Below are 17,105 nucleotides of genomic sequence, written 5' to 3'. Positions count from 1 at the left end.
GGCAACTCGGTGATCCGCCGACCGTGAACCCGGCCACCGGAGGCGCCACATGCAGGAGTCACACCGAGAGTTCCTGAGTGACGAGAAGTGGACCCTCCTCCAGCGGCTGGCGCCGGTGCGCTATCGCGCGTCCCGCGCCACCCTGCTGCGGCAGGACGAACCCGCCAGCTGTGTCGTGCTCCTGGAGACCGGCAGCGTGATGGTGACCGCCGACGGCCCTCGTGGCAGCGAGCAGTTGCTCGCGGTCCGCGGCAACGGCGAACTCCTCGGTGAGATGTCGGTGTTGGCGGAGGGAGTGCGCAGTGCGACCGTACGGACCCTTGAGCCCTGCCAGGTCCGCGTGGTCCCCGCTGTGGACTTCACGGACTTCATCGAATCGCACGGCCTGTTGCGACCGTTGCTCCGGCATTCCTACAGTCGGCTCCGCGAAGCCGACCGAACCAAGCTGGAACTCGCGACCGGATCCGTCGCGCTCCGGCTGTCCGGTCTTCTCATGCGGCTCTCCGGCCCGGCAACGCCCAACGGCCCGTCCCGGATCCGGCTGCCGCAGGAGGACCTCGCCAGGCTCATCGGTGCCTCACGCAACGCCGTCGGCAAGGTCCTGAAGGAGTGGAGCCGACACGGCTGGCTGACCACGGCTCCGGGCGGTGGCGTGACGGTGACCGACGTACGGGCGCTGCGTGCGCACGCCGCCGAGCAGTAGTACGCAGACGTCTCCATGAAGTGGCGCAGGTCACTTCCGCGCTGCCCTCCGTTGGGCAGCACCGACCGCCCGATCGGAGGCATGATCGCTGCCTGGCACACGGACCTCGGATTCGCCACCGCACCAGGAGGACAAACAGGCATGCTCCCCGCCCCCGTTGACGTGGACGACCTCCCGCCCGACCTCGCCATCCTCGTGGTCGACATCGTCGGCTACAGCAAGGTGCCGGAGACCGCAATGCCCGGTATGCGGGCTGCACTGGACAACGCCGTCGCCGAGACCTTCACCCACATCGGCCTGGCCGCGCTCTGGGCCGACGAACGCCGGGGCAGCGACACGGGTGACGGCTGGATCAGGATCGTGCCCGCTGCGAAGGTCGTACGGCTGGTCGACCCGGGCATCGCGCTCCTGGAGGACGCGCTGCGCCGCCATGACCGGGCGCGACGCGCCCACGATCCGGTCCTGCGGACCCGGCTGAGCGTCCACCTCGGCCCGCTCTCCCCCGGTCACCGGGGCGACGCCATCAATGACGCCTGCCGCCTGGTGGACAGCGAGGAGGTCCGCGTCGCGGCCGGCGTGGCCGCGGAACACGAATCGTTCGTCGCGGCGATCCTCTCGGACGAGGTCTACCGACGAGCCGTCGCGGCCGCTCGCACGTACACGCTGGCCGAGCGGGACTTTCTGGAGGTCTCGGCAGTCGTGCCGAAGAAGCAGTTCCGCCGCACCTCCTGGGTCCACGTGCCGCGGCTCGCGCCCGTGACGGTCAAGGCGTCCCTCGGCCGGGGGGAACCGCCCGTGGAGCCCGCACCGAGCCCCGCGCCCGGTCCACAGCTCACCTTCAACGGCAGCGTCGGCACGGCCGTCGGAACAGTCGCGACGCTGAACATGGGGGGCGTCAACCTCGCATGACCAGGGACGACTTGGAGCGGATCCAGGCCTTCCTGCCCGCGCCGGTCCGCACTGCTCCGGCCGGTGCCACCAGGAAGCCCGTCACGCCGGAGCACAATGCGCCCTCGCTGACCTTCATGGCGGACGTCGGGGTCGCCATCGGCCAGGTCGACAGGATGTACCAGGAGATCCGACAGGACTTCCTGGAGGCCCGGGGGCTGGACCGCACCAAGCTGCTCGAGTCCCGGACGTTCGCTCTTCCCTCCGCTTGGAAAGCCGTCCGGGCCCAGCTGGCCGACGCCTTGGCGGACCCCGAGGTCCGGGTGATCATCATGGTGGCGCCGCGCGGCTACGGCTCGACCACCTTCGTCCACCATGTCCTGGCGCACCACACACCGTTCGAGACGAAGCTCGTCGAACTCGAACCGGACGGGCCGCGCCCGAAGGTGTCGAGGATCCGCCGGGAGCGCGGGCGCGCCTACCAGTTGGACCTCAAGGACCCGCACACCGACCACCCGTCGACGACGTTCCTCGACGACCTCGCTGCGAGCGTCCCGGTGCTGAAGCAGGTCAGCTCGACCTGGGTCCTCAACATCGCCGCGGATCTCTGGACCGAACAGCGGACCTGGCCCGTCGCCCCCGGGGTCCGGGTGGTCGAACTCCGTTCCCCGCCGGAGCCGTTCGCCGTCGCGGAACGCCATCTGACCGCAGCCGGCATGCCCTGGCTCGTGCCGTACCTCCGGTCGGACACCGCCCGGGTCCATCTGTCGTCCCTGCGCAACGCGGTGGAGGCCGTACGCGCCGCCGGCGCCGTGGCCGAACAGTGGCTGGAGTTCAAGCGCGACCACTCGGAGGAGGCCAGCTGGATCGAGGAAGGAAAGCTCGGCCGGCCCGATGAAGCGGGCGACAACGCGTGCCATCCCGAACTCCGCACGAGCGTCGAGAACGCCCTCGGTGACTGGCGCACCGAGTTGGACGGCGTCTTCGCACACGGCGGCGACACCGGCGGTGCGCTGTCCCTGCCCGACCGGTGCCTGCTGCTCTCCCTCGCCCTCCACCGGGTCGCGCCGGCCGCCAAGATCTCACGGGATGCCCGTGCCCTGGAGGACCTGATCGCCAAGAAGGACCGGACGCACGCTCCGACGAACCTCGGCCAGGTCTTCGCCGGGCGCGGACTTCGGCAGAGGCTCACCGCCCTCCATGCGACGGTGAGTTCCTAGGACATCGCCGCGCTCAGTCGCCCGGGCTACGCCCAGGCCGTCCTCACGTACGTCTGGGACAACTACGAGGACATGCGATCCGTCCTGTTGGAGTGGCTGATCTCGACCGCCCCGGCCGAGCGGGCCGAGGCGGACAAGAGCATCTCCGCCTTGACCACACTGGCTGCCCGGCACCAGGCGCCGACGGTTCTGACCGAGATCCGCGACACCGCCCACGAGTCCGGACGATCGGACATGTGCGCGGCCGTCATGACACGCGTGCTCAAGGACGTGGGGATGGAGCGGGCCGCGTGGGCCCGGCTCTACGACTGGGCCGACGACCGCCGCCTTGCGACGCAGTCCGTGGTTGTCGACGTAGCCGAGCACGTCCTGACCGCCGAAGACCCCGGGGGCAGGGACCACCGAAAGGCGATGACGCGGCTGCGCCGGGTTGCCTCGACTTCGAAGGACCAGTCCCTCCTCGCCGGTGTCCTGGCCGTCTTCCACCGCCTCGGCCACCGGGAGGAGGGACGGAACCTGCTGCTCTCCGAGGTGCTGCGCTGGCGCGAGAAGAAGGCCCGCCGATCCGGGAAGATCGCCTTGCTGGGGCTGATGGCGCAGTTCGACGGCCCTCGGCCCTGGCTGCTCGGCACGGCCAATGAGAAGGCCCGTACCGAGATCGACGAAGGTCTGCGGGACCTCCTGGCGGACCCGCAGTTCGAGCCACAGGCGGTCCCCGCCATCTGCGCGTGGTTCAAGACCGCGGCAACCGACACCGCGGCGTACGCCGCCGTCCGGAACTGCGTCGTGCCCGCGCTGGGCGGACAGTCGTCACGGGACGCCGGCATCGACCTGTTCCACCAGGTCGGCCGACTGCTCCTGCCCGATGGCACCCAGGTCGGCGACGACCTCTGGGCCTCGCTCGTCCGGCTACGGCGCTCCTGAGGCCCGCGTCCCCGGCAGGGGAGGTTCGCGGAGGACCGCCAGCGGCTGACAGCTTTCAGCGAACAGATGACAGATGACAGATTTCGAAATCTGTCATCTGTTCGCCGTCTGCCGTCCGCCGTCAGACCAGGTCGACGCCCGGGTAGAGCGGGTACGGGGCGAGCAGGTCGGCGGCGCGCTTGGCGGTGGCGTCGCGGAGGGCGGCGTCCAGGCTGTAGGCGGCCTTGGACGGGGAGCCCTTGGCGGTGGTGGTGGGGGTGGTGGCGCTCAGGACGGTGTGGATCAGGTCGGCGATCTCGTCCATCTCCGCGGTGCCGAGGCCGCGGGTGGTGAGGGCAGGGGTGCCGAGGCGGACGCCCGAGGTGTACCAGGCGCCGTTCGGGTCCAGCGGGACGGAGTTGCGGTTGGTGACGATGCCCGAGTCGAGCAGGGCCGCCTCGGCCTGGCGGCCGGTCAGGCCGTAGCCGGAGACGTCGGCGAGGACCAGGTGGTTGTCGGTACCGCCGGTGACCAGCTTGCCGCCGCGGCGCAGCAGGCCCTCGGCGAGCGCCTGGGCGTTGGCGACGACGGCACGGGCGTAGGCCTGGAACTCGGGGCGGCGGGCCTCGGCGAGGGCGACCGCCTTGGCGGCCATGACGTGCGAGAGCGGGCCGCCGAGCACCAGCGGGCAGCCGCGGTCGACGTGCTCGGCCAGTTCGGACTGGCACAGCACCATGCCGCCGCGCGGGCCGCGCAGGGACTTGTGGGTGGTGGTGGTGACGATGTGGGCGTGCGGGACCGGGTCGTGGTCGCCGGTCAGCACCTTGCCCGCGACCAGGCCGGCGAAGTGCGCCATGTCGACCATGAGGGTCGCGCCGACCTCGTCCGCGATCTCGCGCATCCTGCGGAAGTCCACCAGGCGCGGGTAGGCGGAGTAGCCGGCGACGATGATCAGCGGGCGGAACTCGCGGGCGGTCTCGCGCAGCGCGTCGTAGTCGATCAGGCCGGTGGCCGGGTCGGTGCCGTAGCTGCGCTGCTCGAACATCTTGCCCGAGATGTTGGGCCGGAAGCCGTGGGTGAGGTGGCCGCCGGTGTCCAGGGACATGCCGAGCATCCGCTGGTTGCCGAGCTCCTGGCGCAGCCGCGCCCAGTCCTCCTCGGTGAGGTCGTTGACGTTGCGCACCGCGGCGCGCTCCAGGGCCGGGCTCTCGACCCGCTGGGAGAGGACGGCCCAGAAGGCGGTGAGGTTGGCGTCGATGCCGGAGTGCGGCTGGACGTAGGCGTGGTCGGCGCCGAACAGTTCGCGGGCGTGCTCGGCGGCGATGCTCTCGACGGTGTCGACGTTGCGGCAGCCCGCGTAGAAGCGGCGGCCGACGGTGCCCTCGGCGTACTTGTCGCTGAGCCAGTTGCCCATGGTGAGCAGGACCGCCGGGGAGGCGTAGTTCTCGCTGGCGATCAGCTTGAGCGAGGCGCGCTGGTCCGCCAGTTCCTGGCCGATGGCGGCGGCGATCCGGGGTTCGACGCCGGCGACCACGTCGAGGGCGCTGCGGAAGGCGGTGTCGGCCGCGGCGGAGGCGGCGGTGTGGGGCTGCTGGGCCATGGCGGTCTCCTGGTGGGGATGCGGGGGCCCAGGCGCTCGGCAAGTTCACGTGAGGATTCACGGGGCCGCTTCCCGATGGTTGATTCCATCCCTACGCGCCAGTTGCGGCCCACCGGGATCGTACCAACACCGGAGGGACTGTGGCGGAGGTCTCAGAATGCGGAACGGGCAGTCCGCTATGTGCCGCTATGTCCGTTCTTTTGCAACGCCGGTGTTTCGGCGAAATGAAGCCGCCACATATCCCGAAACAGTTCCGCAGGAATGAGCCGAACGACCGTCGAAGGTGATTTGCGGAACCTCGGACGCATCCGATCCAATGGCGCTCGAACGGCCGCCGGGAAAACCCCGCGACGCCGTACCGGAAATGCACACCAGCGCACCCTCACCCATGGGGCGGCGGAGAATTCGGGGGTTACGCCTCATGGCAGCGGTCGACACCGTCCCAGGCACCACGGCCGGGCCCGCGCCCGCCGCCGACCCCGGCCTGCTCCGCCGGATCCTGCGGGACCGGGTCGGCGGCGCCGCCCTGGCGGTGGTGGTGCTGTTCCTGCTGCTCGCCCTCGGCGCCCCGCTGGTCGCCGCGCTGTACGGGAAGAACCCGGTCGACCACTACGGCCAGAACGTCCCGGGCCTGCTCAGCGACAGCGGACTGCCGATGCTGCCGAACGGCGGGATCTCCGGCGACTTCTGGTTCGGCCTGGAGCCCGGCCTCGGCCGGGACGTCTTCACCCAGCTGCTGTACGGCATCCGCACCTCGCTGCTGATCGCCTTCGCGGCCGCCGCGGTGACCACCACCCTGGGCGTGCTGGCCGGCGTCGCGGTCGGCTACCTGGGCGGGATCACGGACCGGCTGTTCGGATTCCTCGCGAATGTGCTGCTGGCCTTTCCCACGCTGCTCCTGCTGCTCGCGCTCAGCCCGGTGATCCAGTCCCGTTTGGTCGACCCGGGCACCGCGGAACCGGAGTGGATGCAGTTCCTGGTGCTGATCCTGGTTTTCTCGGCGTTCGGCTGGATTCCGCTCGCGCTTTCCCTGCGGGCCACCGTCCGCTCACTCCGGGAAAGGGATTTCGTGCAGTCCGCACGGGCCCAGGGCGCCGGCCGGTTCCATGTCGTCGTCCACGAACTTCTTCCGAATGTGCGCTCGCAGCTGCTGGTGCACGCCACCATGGCGGTGCCGACCTTCGTGGCCTCCGAGGCCGCGCTGTCCTTCCTCGGCGTCGGCATCACCGAGCCGGTCCCGGACTGGGGACGGATGATCGCGCGCGGCTCCGAGGTCTTCCAGGCCGACCCCACCTACATGGTGTTCCCCGGCGTGGCGCTGCTGCTGTTCGTCATCGCCTTCAACCTGCTCGGCGACGCCGTCCGGGACGCGCTGGACCCGCGCGCCCGCACTGCCCGCTGACCCCCTCGCCTCCTCCCATCCATCAACCCGAGCCCGCCCCGGCACGATCCGCCGGGGCAAGGAGAGATTCGCCATGCGCTGGACCAGACCGTCCCTCGCCGTCATCGCCACCGCCCTGCTGGCGACCTCCTGCTCGGCCGGCGCGGGCAGCACCACCGGCTCCGGCGGCGGCGCCGCCAAGGAGACCTCCCCGCTGACCGCCGTGCTCGGCAGCGAGCAGGAGAGCGCCGGCCCGGCCCCGGCCGTCCCGGGCGCCCGCGCGGGCGGCACGGTGAACGTGTACAACAGCGTGGAGTTCCGCCACCTCGACCCGCAGAAGGTCTACGCGGGCGCCGCCTACAACGCCTCGCTGCTCTGGGGCCGCCAGCTGACCCAGTACCAGGTCGTGGACGGCAAGGCCAAGCTGGTCGGCGACCTGGCCACCGACACCGGCACCCCGGCCGACGGCGGCCGCACCTGGACGTACCGCCTCAAGCCGGGCGTCGCCTGGGAGGACGGGCAGCCGATCACCGCCCAGGACGTCAAGTACGGCATCGAGCGCACCTTCGGCAAGGGCTACGAGGTCGGCCCGCCGTACTGGCCGCAGTGGCTCACCGGCGAGGCCGGCTACGAGGCGGCGCGCACCAAGTACGCGGGCCCGCAGGCCGGCGACCTGGACGCGATCGAGACGCCGGACGAGCGCACGATCGTCTTCCACTTCCCGCAGCCGCAGGCCGACGTCCCGTACATGGCCGCGCAGTCCTCCTCCTCCCCGGTGCGCCGGGACAAGGACACCGGGACGGACTACGACCGACTGCCGTTCGCTACCGGGCCGTACCGGATCGTCGAGCACGTCCAGAACACCCGCATGGTGCTGGAGCGCAACCCGGCCTGGAAGCCCGAGACGGACCCGATCCGCAGCCAGTACCCGGAGAAGTTCGTCTTCACGTACGGCAAGGAGGCGCTCAACCTCAACCAGGAGATCCTTTCCGGACGGGACGGCGGCGCCAACGCCACCACCGCCTCCGACACCCTCTCCGCCGAGCTGTACCAGACCACCGACACCGACCCGAAGGCCAAGGAACTGGTGGTCTCCGGACGGCAGGGCGCCTTCGTCACCCAGCTGATGATCAACAACGAGCGGGTGCCCGACGTCGAGGTCCGCAAGGCGCTGCACCTGGCCTACCCGCGCCAGCAGGCCCGCCAGGTCCAGGGCGGCGCCCGGACCGGCGAGCTGGCCACCACGCTGAGCTCCCCCGCGCTGATCGACTACCAGAAGTACGACCTCTACCCGGCCAGGCCCGAGGGCGACCCGGAGGCTGCCAGGGCCGCACTCGCCAAGGCCAAGCAGGCGCCCGGGAGCCTGACCTACGCGTACCGGAACACCCCGACCGGGCAGCGCGTCGCGCAGGTGCTGGTCGATGGCTTCGGCAAGGCCGGGATCACCGTCGTGCCCAAGCCGGTCGACCCCAAGGCCTTCCTGGACGAGGTGCACCGCACCGACTCCCCGTACGACCTGTTCGAGGAGACCAGCTCGGTCGACTGGCCGACCCCGTCCACCCTCGTCCCGTTCTCCTTCGACGGCCGGGCCGGCAGCGACATCAACTCCGCGCGCTACCGCAACCCGGAGGTCGACAAGGAGATCGACCGGATCAACCAGATCGGCGAACCCCGCGCCAAGGCCAAGGAGCTGTACGCGCTGGAGCAGACCGTGATGAAGGACCTGCCGGTGCTGCCGTTCGCCTACCCGACGGTCAACCAGCTGCGCGGCAGCAACGTCGGCGGGGCGTTCGTCCACCCGATCTACGGGACCGTCTCGCTGGCCTGGCTGTACCTGAAGTCCTGAGTGCCGGGGCCCGCTCCCGTTCCCCGGGTTCCCCGGTTCCACGGCGGAACGGGGGCGGGCCCCTTCCCCCTCCCTCTCACCCGCTCCCTCTCGCCCGCTTCCCGCTCAGCTGCTCGCCCTTCGCGCGCCTCCCCCGTCACGTCGACCCCGGATCGGCCATGCTCTCCTTCGTCCTGCGGCGGACCGCCCAGGCCCTCGCGGTCCTGGTCGCGGTCTCCGCCGCCGCCTTCGCCCTCTTCTACGCCGCGCCCGCCGACCCGGCCCGCGCCGCCTGCGGCCCGCGCTGCGACAGCGGGCAGGTCGCGGCGGTGCGCCAGAGCATGGGCCTGGACCAGCCGCTGCTCACCCAGTACACCGACTACCTGGTCGGAGTGGTCGCCGGGCGGGACATCGGCGACGTGGACGGCTCGACCATCCACTGCGACGCCCCCTGCCTCGGCTACTCCTACCGGCTGCACCAGCCCGTCACCGAGGCACTGGCCGACCACCTGCCCGTCACCCTCTCGCTGACCGCCGGGGCGCTCGCCGTCCTGCTGGTGTTCGGCCTCGGCACCGGGTTCGTCTCCGCGCTGCGGCACGGGCGGCGGACCGACCGGCTGCTCTCCGGCTTCACCCTGGTCGGCGCGAGCGTGCAGATCTACTTCCTCGGGTACGTCGCGCAGTGGCTGCTGGTGTACTCCACCGGGCTGCTGCCGCTGCCCTCCTACACCCCGCCGGCCGAGGACCCGGCCGCCTGGGCGGGCGGGATGCTGCTCCCCTGGTTCGTCCTCGGCTTCGTCAACTCGGCCGTGTTCGCCCGGCTTTCGCGCTCGCAGCTGCTGGAGACGATGAACGAGGAGTACGTCCGCACGGCCCGCGGCAAGGGTCTGGGACGGCTGCGCGCCCACCTGAAGTACACCTCTCGCGGCGCCGCCGGCCCGCTGGTGCAGCTGATCGGGCTGGAGGCCGGGGTGCTGCTCGGCGGAGCCGTGATCACCGAGACGGTGTTCGGGCTGAACGGGGTCGGACGGTTCGCCGCGGAGGCCGTCGCCGGGCAGGACCTGCCCGCCGTGGTCGGCGCGGTGCTGCTGGCCGCCTGCTTCATGGTGCTGTTCGTCGCGCTGGCCGACCTCGCGGTCGCCTGGCTCGATCCGCGTGTGCGGCTGAGCTGATGAGGAGTCCTTCGATGAAATCCACTGTTCCCGGGGACGGCGTGCGGCGCGAAGGGGCGAAGGGCACCGCGGCGGGGAGCGACGAGCCGGTGCTGAGCGTCCGCGACCTGACCGTCGCCTTCGCCGACCCGCGCGGCGGCGCACCCGTGACCGCCGTCCGGAACCTCTCCTTCGACCTCGCGCCGGGTGAAGTCCTGGGCCTGGTCGGCGAGTCGGGCTCCGGCAAGTCGACCGTCGGGCTCGCCGTCCTCGGTCTGCACGACCCTCGCACCACCACCGTCACCGGCTCGATCCGGCTGGACGGACAGGAGGTCGTCGGTGCCGAGGAGTCCGCGCTGCGCCGGGTGCGGGGCGGACGGGCCGCGCTGGTCTTCCAGGACGCGCTCACCTCGCTCAGCCCCTTCCACGGCGTGGGCGCCCAGCTCGCCGAGATGTACCGGCTGCACCACCCGGGCACGGGCCGCGCCGAGGCGGGCCGGCGGGCCGCCGAGATGCTCGACCGGGTCGGCATCCCGGCGGCCCGGAGCCGCGACTACCCGCACCAGTTCTCCGGCGGCATGCGCCAGCGGGTGATGATCGCGATGGCGCTGATGAACGACCCCCGGCTGATCATCGCGGACGAGCCGACCACCGCCCTGGACGCCCGCGTGCAGCGGCAGGTCCTCGACCTGCTCGGCGAGTTGCAGCGCGAGCACGGGACGGCGGTGCTGCTGGTCAGCCACGACCTGGGCGTGGTCGCCGGGACCACGGACCGCACGCTGGTCATGCGCGGCGGGGCCGGGATCGAGTCCGCGCCGACCGCCGAACTGCTGGCCGCGCCGCGCGAGCCGTACACCCGGGCCCTGGTGGGCGCGGCGCTCCGGCTGGACTCGGTGCCGGGCACCGCCCTTCCGACGGTCGACGAGCCGACACCCTCGCGGACGTTCCGGCCGCGGACCGTCGGGCGTCCCGAGCGCTGGCTGGTCGAGGTGGACGACCTGTCCGTGCACTTCCCGGGGCGCCGGCGCTTCCCCCGCCTGCGGGCCGAACCGGTCCGGGCGGTCGAGGGCGTCGGCCTGCGGATCGCCCCCGGCGAGACACTCGGGCTGGTCGGCGAGTCCGGCTCCGGGAAGTCCACCACCTCGCGGGTCCTGGCCGGGCTGCAACGACCCACCGGCGGAAGGGTGCTGTACGACGGCCAGGACGTCACCCGGCCCGACCGGGAGCTCCGGAAGCGGCTCAGCCGCGAGATCCAGCTGGTCTTCCAGGACCCGTACGCCTCGCTCAACCCGCGCCGGACGATCGGCCGGACCCTGGACACCCCGCTGCGCCTGCACACCTCGCTGGGCCCGGCCGAACGTCGGGAGCGCTCCGTCGAACTGCTGGAGCAGGTCGGGCTGGAGGCCGGGCACCTGGACCGCTACCCGCACGAGTTCTCCGGCGGGCAGCGCCAGCGGATCGGCATCGCCCGGGCGCTGGCCCCGCAGCCGCGGCTGATCATCGCCGACGAGCCGGTCTCCGCGCTCGACGTGTCGGTGCAGGCCCAGGTGCTCAACCTGCTGATGGAGCTGCGCGAACGGCTCGGCGTGGCGTTCCTGTTCGTCTCCCACGACCTCGCGGTGGTGCGGCACTTCTGCGACCGGGTGGCGGTGATGCACGGGGGCCGGCTGGTCGAGTCCACCGACCGGGACCAGCTCTTCGAGGCGCCGCACACCGCGTACACGAGGGAGTTGCTGGCGGCGGTGCACTGAGACGCTCCGGGCCGTCCGGCGAGTGGCCCGGCGGACGGCCCGGCCAGCGGCCCGGCGGACGGCTCGGCGAGTGGTGTGGGAGTGAACGGGCAGGTCGTTCGCCGTTCGTTCGGCTGCGCCGGTCCGGCTCAAGACGCTAGCGTGCAGGCGATGTGACGTAGGAGACCGAGCAAGGAATCACCAACCGAGGAGGCACATTTGTCGGACGACCTGCTCATCGCAAAGATCAACCACGGCTTCGATCACCTCGACGCCGACGGCGACGGCCTGCTCACCGAGCGGGACCACGTCCTGATGGGCCTCTCGGTGGCCCGCTCGCTCGGCCATCAGGAGGGTTCCGAGGCCGAGGCCGTGATAGTCCGCGCCTACCTGACGACCTGGCACGACCTGCACCTCGCCCGGCTGCCCGCCGGCACCGAGGCGATCACCCGTCAGCAGTTCGTCACCTCGACCGGCTCGCTCGCCGACGACCCCGAGGCCGCGCGCGAGATCCTCGGCGCGCTCGCCGAGGCCTTCCTCGCCGTCGCCGACGCCGACCGCAGCGGGACGGTGGACGCCGGTGAGTTCTTCGTCTTCCAGCGCGGCCACTTCGCCGGCCTCTCCCGCGACGACGCCGACGAGGCCTTCCGCCACCTCGACACCGACGGCGACGGCGTGCTCTCCGCCGCCGAGTTCACCACCGCGATCATCGAGTTCTGGACCAGCCGCGACCCGGACGCGCCCGGCAACTGGTGGACGGGCAAGCCGCCGTACGCCTTCTGAGCCGTACGGCGGACGGCCCTCCCCCGTGAGCCGGAAGCGCGGGGGCGGGCCGCCGTTGACGTCGTGGCCGCCGTGGCCGTCCTGACTGCTGTGGATGCCGTGGACGCCGTGGCCGTCCTGACTGCTGTGGATGCCGTGACCGCCGTGGCCGTCGTCCGGGGCGGTGGTGGCGGGCCGGGCTCACCTCCGAGCGGACGGCTCCTTCGCCGGACGGGCCGGCCTCCCGGCGCGCGACGAGCCGCCCGAACGCCGGCTGACGCTCACCACCAGGCAGACGCCCGCCACCACGATCGCGCCGCCCGCGAGGGTCGGGCCGGTCAGCGGTTCGGCGAGGATCAGCCAGCCCAGCAGCACCGCGACCACCGGGTTCACGTAGGCGTAGGTGGCGACCAGGGTCAGCGGGGCCGACCGCAGCAGCCAGGCGTACGCGGTGAAGGCGAGCAGCGAGCCGAACATCACCAGGTAGGCGAGGGCCAGCCAGGACCGCCCGGAGATCGTTGCGAGGTCCAGCCCGTGCTGCTCTCCCCGGCCCAGTCCGATCACCAGGTCGCCGACTCCGCCGACCAGCATCTGGTAGGCACTCGCGGCCAGCACGTTGTCGGGCATCGGGATCTTCTTGGTCGCGAAGGAGCCGGTCGCCCAGAGCAGGGTGGCAGCGATGATCATGATCACGCCGGTCGGCTCGATCGACCCGCCGATCGCGGGCGCCGACAGGACGCCGAGGCCGACCAGTCCGAGCAGCACCCCGGCCAGCTCGGCGGGCCTCGGGCGCTCGCCGCCGACCGCCGTGAGCACCACCATCCACAGCGGGACCGCGGCCACCAGCAGGGCGGCCAGCCCGGAGGGGACGGAGGTCTCGCCCAGGACCACCAGTCCGTTGCCGCCGGTCAGCAGCAACAGGCCGACCAGGGCGGAGGAGGCCAGCTGCCGCTTGGTCACCTTCAGACCGGCCGGGCCCTGGCGCACCAAGAGGTAGCCGGTCAGCAGCAGGCCGGCGACGAGGAAGCGGGCGGCGGCGGAGAGGAAGGAGGGCATCGTCTCCACGGCGACCCGGATCGCGAGGTACGTCGACCCCCAGACGATGTAGACCACGAGGAGGGCCAGCCAGACCGCGCCGCCGAGGCGGGGGCCGCGGGCGGGGGCCGCCTCGGCCCTGACGGCGGCGTCGGCGGGGACGGGGCTGTCGGCGCGGACGGGGCTGTCGGCGCGGGCGGGGGCGTCGGGGCGGACGGGGGCGTCGGCGGGCGCGGGAACGTCGGGAGCCACGCCGGGGGTCGGGCCGGGATCCGCGGCCGGTTGGGAGGGTGAAGCGGGCGATGTCATGGGTGTCCCCCTTGGACGGTGCTGGCCGAACATCCGACATGACAGCGCATGGACGGCCCGGTGCGCCAGTCCGTATCGGAACCCGGACCGCGGGACGTACGGTGGGCGCTCCCCGACGAGGAGGTCGAACCCGTGCCCGCACCCGAGGAGGCCCTGCCGTTCTTCGTGTACGGCACCCTGCGCAGCGGCGGCCGCAATCACGCCGCCCACCTGGCCGGACGCTGCGCCGAGATCCGGCCGGCGGTCCTGGAGGGCGCCGCGCTGCACGAGGGCCCCGGCTTCCCGTACGCGGTGCCGGATCCGGCGCCCGGGCGCCGGATCCTGGGTGAGCTCGTCACCGTACGCCCGGGCGCGTACGCCGGAGCCCTGGACGCCCTGGACCGGCTGGAGGACTGCCGGGCGGACGGGACCGGGCTGTACGTGCGGCGGCGGATGGCGGTGCGGACGGCGGCGGGCGAGCTGCGGGAGGCCTGGGTCTACCTCGCCGGGCCGAGGGCCGAGGCACGGCTGCGGGAGCGGCCGGCGCTGATCGAATCGGGGGACTGGGGAGCGGCCGGGGGAGGAGTGGGATGACGGGTGGCGGATGACAACCGCCAGGTAGGCTGCCCCGGCCAATGAGATTTCCCGCTCATCGGCCCATCGAACGACGAGGAGCCACCCGGTGCCCGAGCTGCCACCCCCGATCACCGTCGTCGGGATCGGGGCCGACGGCTGGCCCGGCCTCGCCGCCGGCTCCCGGGCCGCGCTGCGGGAGGCCGAGACCGTCGTCGGCGGCCCCCGCCAGCTGGATCTGCTCCCCCACGACGAGGTCACCGCCGAGCGCGTCCCCTGGCCGTCCCCGCTGCGCCCCGCCGTCCCCGGACTGCTCGCCGCCCACGCCGGCCGCCGCATCGCCGTCCTGGCCAGCGGCGATCCGATGTTCTACGGCATCGGCCGCACCCTCGCCGAGACCGTCGGCGCCGAGCGCCTGCGCGTCCTGCCGCACCCCTCCTCCGTCTCCTACGCCTGCGCCCGGCTCGGCTGGCCGCTGGAGGCCACCGAGGTGGTCAGCCTGGTCGGCCGGCCGCTGGACGCCCTCTCCCTCGCCCTCCACCCCGGCCGCCGCCTGCTGGTGCTCAGCGCCGACGCCGCCACCCCGGCCGCCGTGGCCGAGCTGCTCACCGCCCGCGGCTTCGGCGGCGCCCGCCTGCGGGTGCTCGAACAGCTCGGCGCCCCCGCCGAACGCCACCTCGACGGCCCCGCCGACGGCTGGCCGCACCCGCCCGGCGACCCGCTGAACGTCATCGCCGTCGACCTCGGCGACGGCCCCCGCGCCTCCCTCGTCCCCGGCCTGCCCGACGCCGCGTACGAGAGCGACGGCCAGCTCACCAAGCGCCACGTCCGCGCCGCAACCCTCGCCACGCTGGCCCCCTCCCCCGGCGAGCTGCTCTGGGACGTCGGCGGCGGCTCCGGCTCGATCGCCGTCGAGTGGCTGCGCGCCCACCGCGACTGCCGGGCCGTCAGCATCGAGCGCGACCCGGCGCGGGCCGAGCGGATCGTCCGCAACGCCGCCGCACTCGGGGTGCCCCGGCTCCGCGTGGTGACCGGCCCCGCCCCCGCCGCTCTCGCCGAACTCCCCACCCCCGACGCCGTGTTCATCGGCGGCGGCCTCACCGCGCCCGGCCTGCTGGACGCCTGCTGGGCCGCGCTGCGCCCGGGCGGCCGGATCGTCGCCAACACCGTGACGCTGGAGTCCGAGGCGCTGCTCACCGAGTGGTACCGGCGCCACGGCGGGGAGCTCGTCAAACTCGCCGTCGCCCACGCCGTCCCGGTGGGCGGCTTCACCGGGTGGCGCCAGGCCATGCCGGTCACCCAGTGGTCCGCAGTCAAGCCCGAAACCCCTCAGGAGAACGCCTCGTGACCGTCCACTTCATCGGAGCCGGCCCGGGCGCCGCCGATCTGATCACCCTGCGCGGCCAGCGCATCCTGGCCCGCGCCGAGGTCTGCCTGTACGCGGGCAGCCTCGTCCCGCGCGAGCTGCTGGACGAGTGCCCGCCCGGCGCCCGCCTGATCGACACCGCCCAGCTCAACCTGGACCAGATCACCGCCGAGCTGGTCGCCGCCCACCGGGCCGGCCAGGACGTGGCCCGGCTGCACTCCGGCGACCCGTCCGTCTTCTCCGCCGTCGCCGAGCAGATGCGCCGCCTGGACGCGGCCGGCGTGCCGTACGAGGTGGTCCCCGGTGTGCCCGCCTTCGCCGCCGCCGCGGCCGCGCTGAAGCGGGAGCTGACCGTCCCGACCGTCGGCCAGACCGTCATCCTCACCCGGATCGCCAAGCGCGCCACCCCGATGCCCGAGGGCGAGGACCTCGCCACCCTCGGCCGCAGCGGCGCCCTGCTGGTGCTGCACCTGGCCGCCGGCTACGTGGACGACGTGGTCGAGCAGCTGCTCCCCCACTACGGCGCGGACTGCCCGGCCGCCGTGGTCGCGATGGCCAGCCGCCCCGACGAGCTGGTGCTGCGCGGCACCGTCGGCGACATCGCCGAGCAGGTCAAGGCGGCGGGCGTGGTCCGCACCGCCGTCATCCTCGTCGGCCGCACGCTGGCCGCCGAGCAGTTCCGCGACAGCCACCTCTACTCGGCGGACCGCGAGCGCCCGCACGAGCCCTGCGGGGCGTGATGCGGCACGTCCTGATCCTCGGCGGCACCACCGAAGGGCGGGCGCTGGCCGCCGAGCTCGCCCCGACCGCGCACCGGGTCACCAGCTCGCTGGCCGGCCGGGTCGCCCAGCCGCGGCTGCCCGCCGGGGAGGTGCGGATCGGCGGCTTCGGCGGACCGGAGGGTCTGGCCGACTGGCTGCGCACCGAGCAGGTGGACGCGGTGGTGGACGCCACCCACCCGTTCGCCGCCGGCATCTCCCGGAACGCCGCCCTCGCGGCCGCCGCCACCGCGGTCCCGCTGCTGGTGCTGCGCCGCCCCGGCTTCACCCGCGTCGACGGCGACCGCTGGCTCCCCGTCCCCTCCCTCGCCGCGGCGGCCGACCTGCTGCCCCGGCGCGGGGAACGGGTCTTCCTCACCGTCGGACGACAGGGCGTCGGCGCCTTCGCCCACCTGGACGGGGTCCACTTCCTCGCCCGCTCGGTGGACCCGCCCGAGCCCCCGGTACCGCCCTCGTTCGAAGTCCTGCTGGACCGGGGGCCGTTCACGATCCACGGCGAAGAGGCACTGCTGCGCGAACACGACATCGACGTCCTGGTCACCAAGGACAGCGGCGGCGCCGCGACCGCCCCCAAGCTGGCCGCCGCGCGCGGACTCGGCCTGCCCGTCATCATCGTGGAACGCCCGCCGGTCACGGAAGGCGTCCCGGTCGCACCGGACGTCCCCGGCGCACTGCGCTGGCTGGAGCACCTGGGCTAGCCGGCCCGGGCGCTGGACGGCCCGGGCACCAGCCGGCCCGGGCGCTGCGGCTGCTCACCGTCGCGCTGGTACCCGCTCGCCGTCGTGCTGGTGCCCGTTCGCCGTCGCGCTGGTACCCGCTCGCCGTCGTGCTGGTGCCCGCTCGCCCGGTCGTCCCGCGGAAATTGCGGGGCGGCCCCGGCGGACGTCGGGAAGGATGGCCC

The 17,105-nt window shown here is 73.0% G+C and carries 15 protein-coding genes and 1 riboswitch; of the genes, 13 read left to right on the top strand and 2 right to left on the bottom strand.

The features are described from left to right. Positions 1–49 precede the first annotated feature (49 nt). The 4 genes from ACFVHV_RS04700 (at position 50) to ACFVHV_RS04685 (ending at position 3,735) form a co-directional block, all read left to right on the top strand. A complete protein-coding gene (locus tag ACFVHV_RS04700) occupies positions 50–703 on the top strand; it encodes a Crp/Fnr family transcriptional regulator (protein ID WP_380348788.1) in 654 nt (217 codons plus the stop codon). Positions 704–844: 141 nt separating this feature from the next. Next, positions 845–1,612, top strand: coding sequence for a hypothetical protein (locus tag ACFVHV_RS04695; protein WP_380348786.1), 768 nt, complete (start codon positions 845–847; stop codon positions 1,610–1,612). Then, positions 1,609–2,811 (top strand): hypothetical protein, encoded by a 1,203-nt coding sequence (locus ACFVHV_RS04690; RefSeq protein WP_380348784.1) that lies wholly within the window; start codon positions 1,609–1,611, stop codon positions 2,809–2,811. Before ACFVHV_RS04695 ends, ACFVHV_RS04690 begins: the two co-directional genes overlap by 4 nt. Before the next feature lie 72 nt (positions 2,812–2,883). Continuing rightward, the gene (locus ACFVHV_RS04685; protein WP_380348782.1) at positions 2,884–3,735 is read left to right on the top strand and encodes a hypothetical protein; all 852 of its coding nucleotides are present in this window, start codon (positions 2,884–2,886) and stop codon (positions 3,733–3,735) included. Positions 3,736–3,856: 121 nt separating this feature from the next. Here the strand turns inward: ACFVHV_RS04685 and ACFVHV_RS04680 are convergent, their stop codons facing one another. Next, on the bottom strand, positions 3,857–5,314 hold the full coding sequence (locus tag ACFVHV_RS04680; RefSeq protein WP_380348780.1) for a glycine hydroxymethyltransferase: 1,458 nt from the start codon (positions 5,312–5,314) through the stop codon (positions 3,857–3,859). A gap of 19 nt (positions 5,315–5,333) precedes the next feature. After that, positions 5,334–5,430: riboswitch (ZMP/ZTP riboswitch) on the bottom strand. A 305-nt stretch (positions 5,431–5,735) separates the two neighbouring features. Between ACFVHV_RS04680 and ACFVHV_RS04675 the strand changes: the two genes are divergently transcribed. The 5 genes from ACFVHV_RS04675 (at position 5,736) to ACFVHV_RS04655 (ending at position 12,184) form a co-directional block, all read left to right on the top strand. Next, the gene (locus tag ACFVHV_RS04675) at positions 5,736–6,716 is read left to right on the top strand and encodes an ABC transporter permease (RefSeq protein WP_359901637.1); all 981 of its coding nucleotides are present in this window, start codon (positions 5,736–5,738) and stop codon (positions 6,714–6,716) included. A gap of 73 nt (positions 6,717–6,789) precedes the next feature. Beyond that, positions 6,790–8,541, top strand: coding sequence for an ABC transporter substrate-binding protein (locus tag ACFVHV_RS04670; RefSeq protein WP_380348778.1), 1,752 nt, complete (start codon positions 6,790–6,792; stop codon positions 8,539–8,541). Between the two features lie 158 nt (positions 8,542–8,699). Further along, entirely contained in the window at positions 8,700–9,692 is a 993-nt protein-coding gene (locus ACFVHV_RS04665; protein WP_359901642.1) for an ABC transporter permease, read from the top strand. A 14-nt stretch (positions 9,693–9,706) separates the two neighbouring features. Continuing rightward, positions 9,707–11,422, top strand: coding sequence for a dipeptide ABC transporter ATP-binding protein (locus ACFVHV_RS04660; protein ID WP_380348776.1), 1,716 nt, complete (start codon positions 9,707–9,709; stop codon positions 11,420–11,422). Between the two features lie 198 nt (positions 11,423–11,620). Further along, positions 11,621–12,184: an EF-hand domain-containing protein gene (locus ACFVHV_RS04655; protein WP_359901645.1), complete on the top strand. Its 564-nt coding sequence runs from the start codon at positions 11,621–11,623 to the stop codon at positions 12,182–12,184. Between the two features lie 180 nt (positions 12,185–12,364). On the opposite strand, the gene ACFVHV_RS04650 is transcribed toward ACFVHV_RS04655, so the two are convergent. Continuing rightward, on the bottom strand, positions 12,365–13,450 hold the full coding sequence (locus ACFVHV_RS04650; protein WP_380348774.1) for an EamA family transporter: 1,086 nt from the start codon (positions 13,448–13,450) through the stop codon (positions 12,365–12,367). A gap of 189 nt (positions 13,451–13,639) precedes the next feature. Between ACFVHV_RS04650 and ACFVHV_RS04645 the strand changes: the two genes are divergently transcribed. The 4 genes from ACFVHV_RS04645 (at position 13,640) to ACFVHV_RS04630 (ending at position 16,902) form a co-directional block, all read left to right on the top strand. Continuing rightward, a complete protein-coding gene (locus tag ACFVHV_RS04645; RefSeq protein ID WP_359901651.1) occupies positions 13,640–14,080 on the top strand; it encodes a gamma-glutamylcyclotransferase family protein in 441 nt (146 codons plus the stop codon). A gap of 88 nt (positions 14,081–14,168) precedes the next feature. Continuing rightward, complete coding sequence (gene cbiE, locus ACFVHV_RS04640; RefSeq protein WP_380348772.1) at positions 14,169–15,407, top strand: precorrin-6y C5,15-methyltransferase (decarboxylating) subunit CbiE; 1,239 nt, start codon at positions 14,169–14,171, stop codon at positions 15,405–15,407. Beyond that, the gene (gene cobM / locus ACFVHV_RS04635; RefSeq protein ID WP_359901657.1) at positions 15,404–16,165 is read left to right on the top strand and encodes a precorrin-4 C(11)-methyltransferase; all 762 of its coding nucleotides are present in this window, start codon (positions 15,404–15,406) and stop codon (positions 16,163–16,165) included. Before cbiE ends, cobM begins: the two co-directional genes overlap by 4 nt. After that, positions 16,165–16,902 carry a cobalt-precorrin-6A reductase gene (locus ACFVHV_RS04630; protein WP_380348840.1) on the top strand — a complete coding sequence of 246 codons (738 nt, stop codon included), beginning with the start codon at positions 16,165–16,167 and terminating at the stop codon, positions 16,900–16,902. Before cobM ends, ACFVHV_RS04630 begins: the two co-directional genes overlap by 1 nt. Positions 16,903–17,105 lie beyond the last annotated feature (203 nt).

The organism is Kitasatospora sp. NPDC127116 (assembly GCF_042677365.1).
Lineage (GTDB): Bacteria > Actinomycetota > Actinomycetes > Streptomycetales > Streptomycetaceae > Kitasatospora > Kitasatospora lactacystinica.
This window is presented reverse-complemented; position numbering and strand designations above follow the sequence as displayed.

What these genes read in the sequence shown, in the direction of transcription:
- ACFVHV_RS04670 (WP_380348778.1), top strand. Translation starts at nt 6,790, where the DNA reads ATGCGCTGGACCAGACCGTCCCTCGCCGTCATCGCCACCGCCCTGCTG.
- ACFVHV_RS04700 (WP_380348788.1), top strand. Translation starts at nt 50, where the DNA reads ATGCAGGAGTCACACCGAGAGTTCCTGAGTGACGAGAAGTGGACCCTC.
- ACFVHV_RS04675 (WP_359901637.1), top strand. Translation starts at nt 5,736, where the DNA reads ATGGCAGCGGTCGACACCGTCCCAGGCACCACGGCCGGGCCCGCGCCC.
- ACFVHV_RS04630 (WP_380348840.1), top strand. Translation starts at nt 16,165, where the DNA reads ATGCGGCACGTCCTGATCCTCGGCGGCACCACCGAAGGGCGGGCGCTG.
- ACFVHV_RS04665 (WP_359901642.1), top strand. Translation starts at nt 8,700, where the DNA reads ATGCTCTCCTTCGTCCTGCGGCGGACCGCCCAGGCCCTCGCGGTCCTG.
- ACFVHV_RS04695 (WP_380348786.1), top strand. Translation starts at nt 845, where the DNA reads ATGCTCCCCGCCCCCGTTGACGTGGACGACCTCCCGCCCGACCTCGCC.
- ACFVHV_RS04660 (WP_380348776.1), top strand. Translation starts at nt 9,707, where the DNA reads ATGAAATCCACTGTTCCCGGGGACGGCGTGCGGCGCGAAGGGGCGAAG.
- ACFVHV_RS04685 (WP_380348782.1), top strand. Translation starts at nt 2,884, where the DNA reads ATGCGATCCGTCCTGTTGGAGTGGCTGATCTCGACCGCCCCGGCCGAG.
- ACFVHV_RS04690 (WP_380348784.1), top strand. Translation starts at nt 1,609, where the DNA reads ATGACCAGGGACGACTTGGAGCGGATCCAGGCCTTCCTGCCCGCGCCG.
- ACFVHV_RS04680 (WP_380348780.1), bottom strand. Translation starts at nt 5,314, where the DNA reads ATGGCCCAGCAGCCCCACACCGCCGCCTCCGCCGCGGCCGACACCGCC.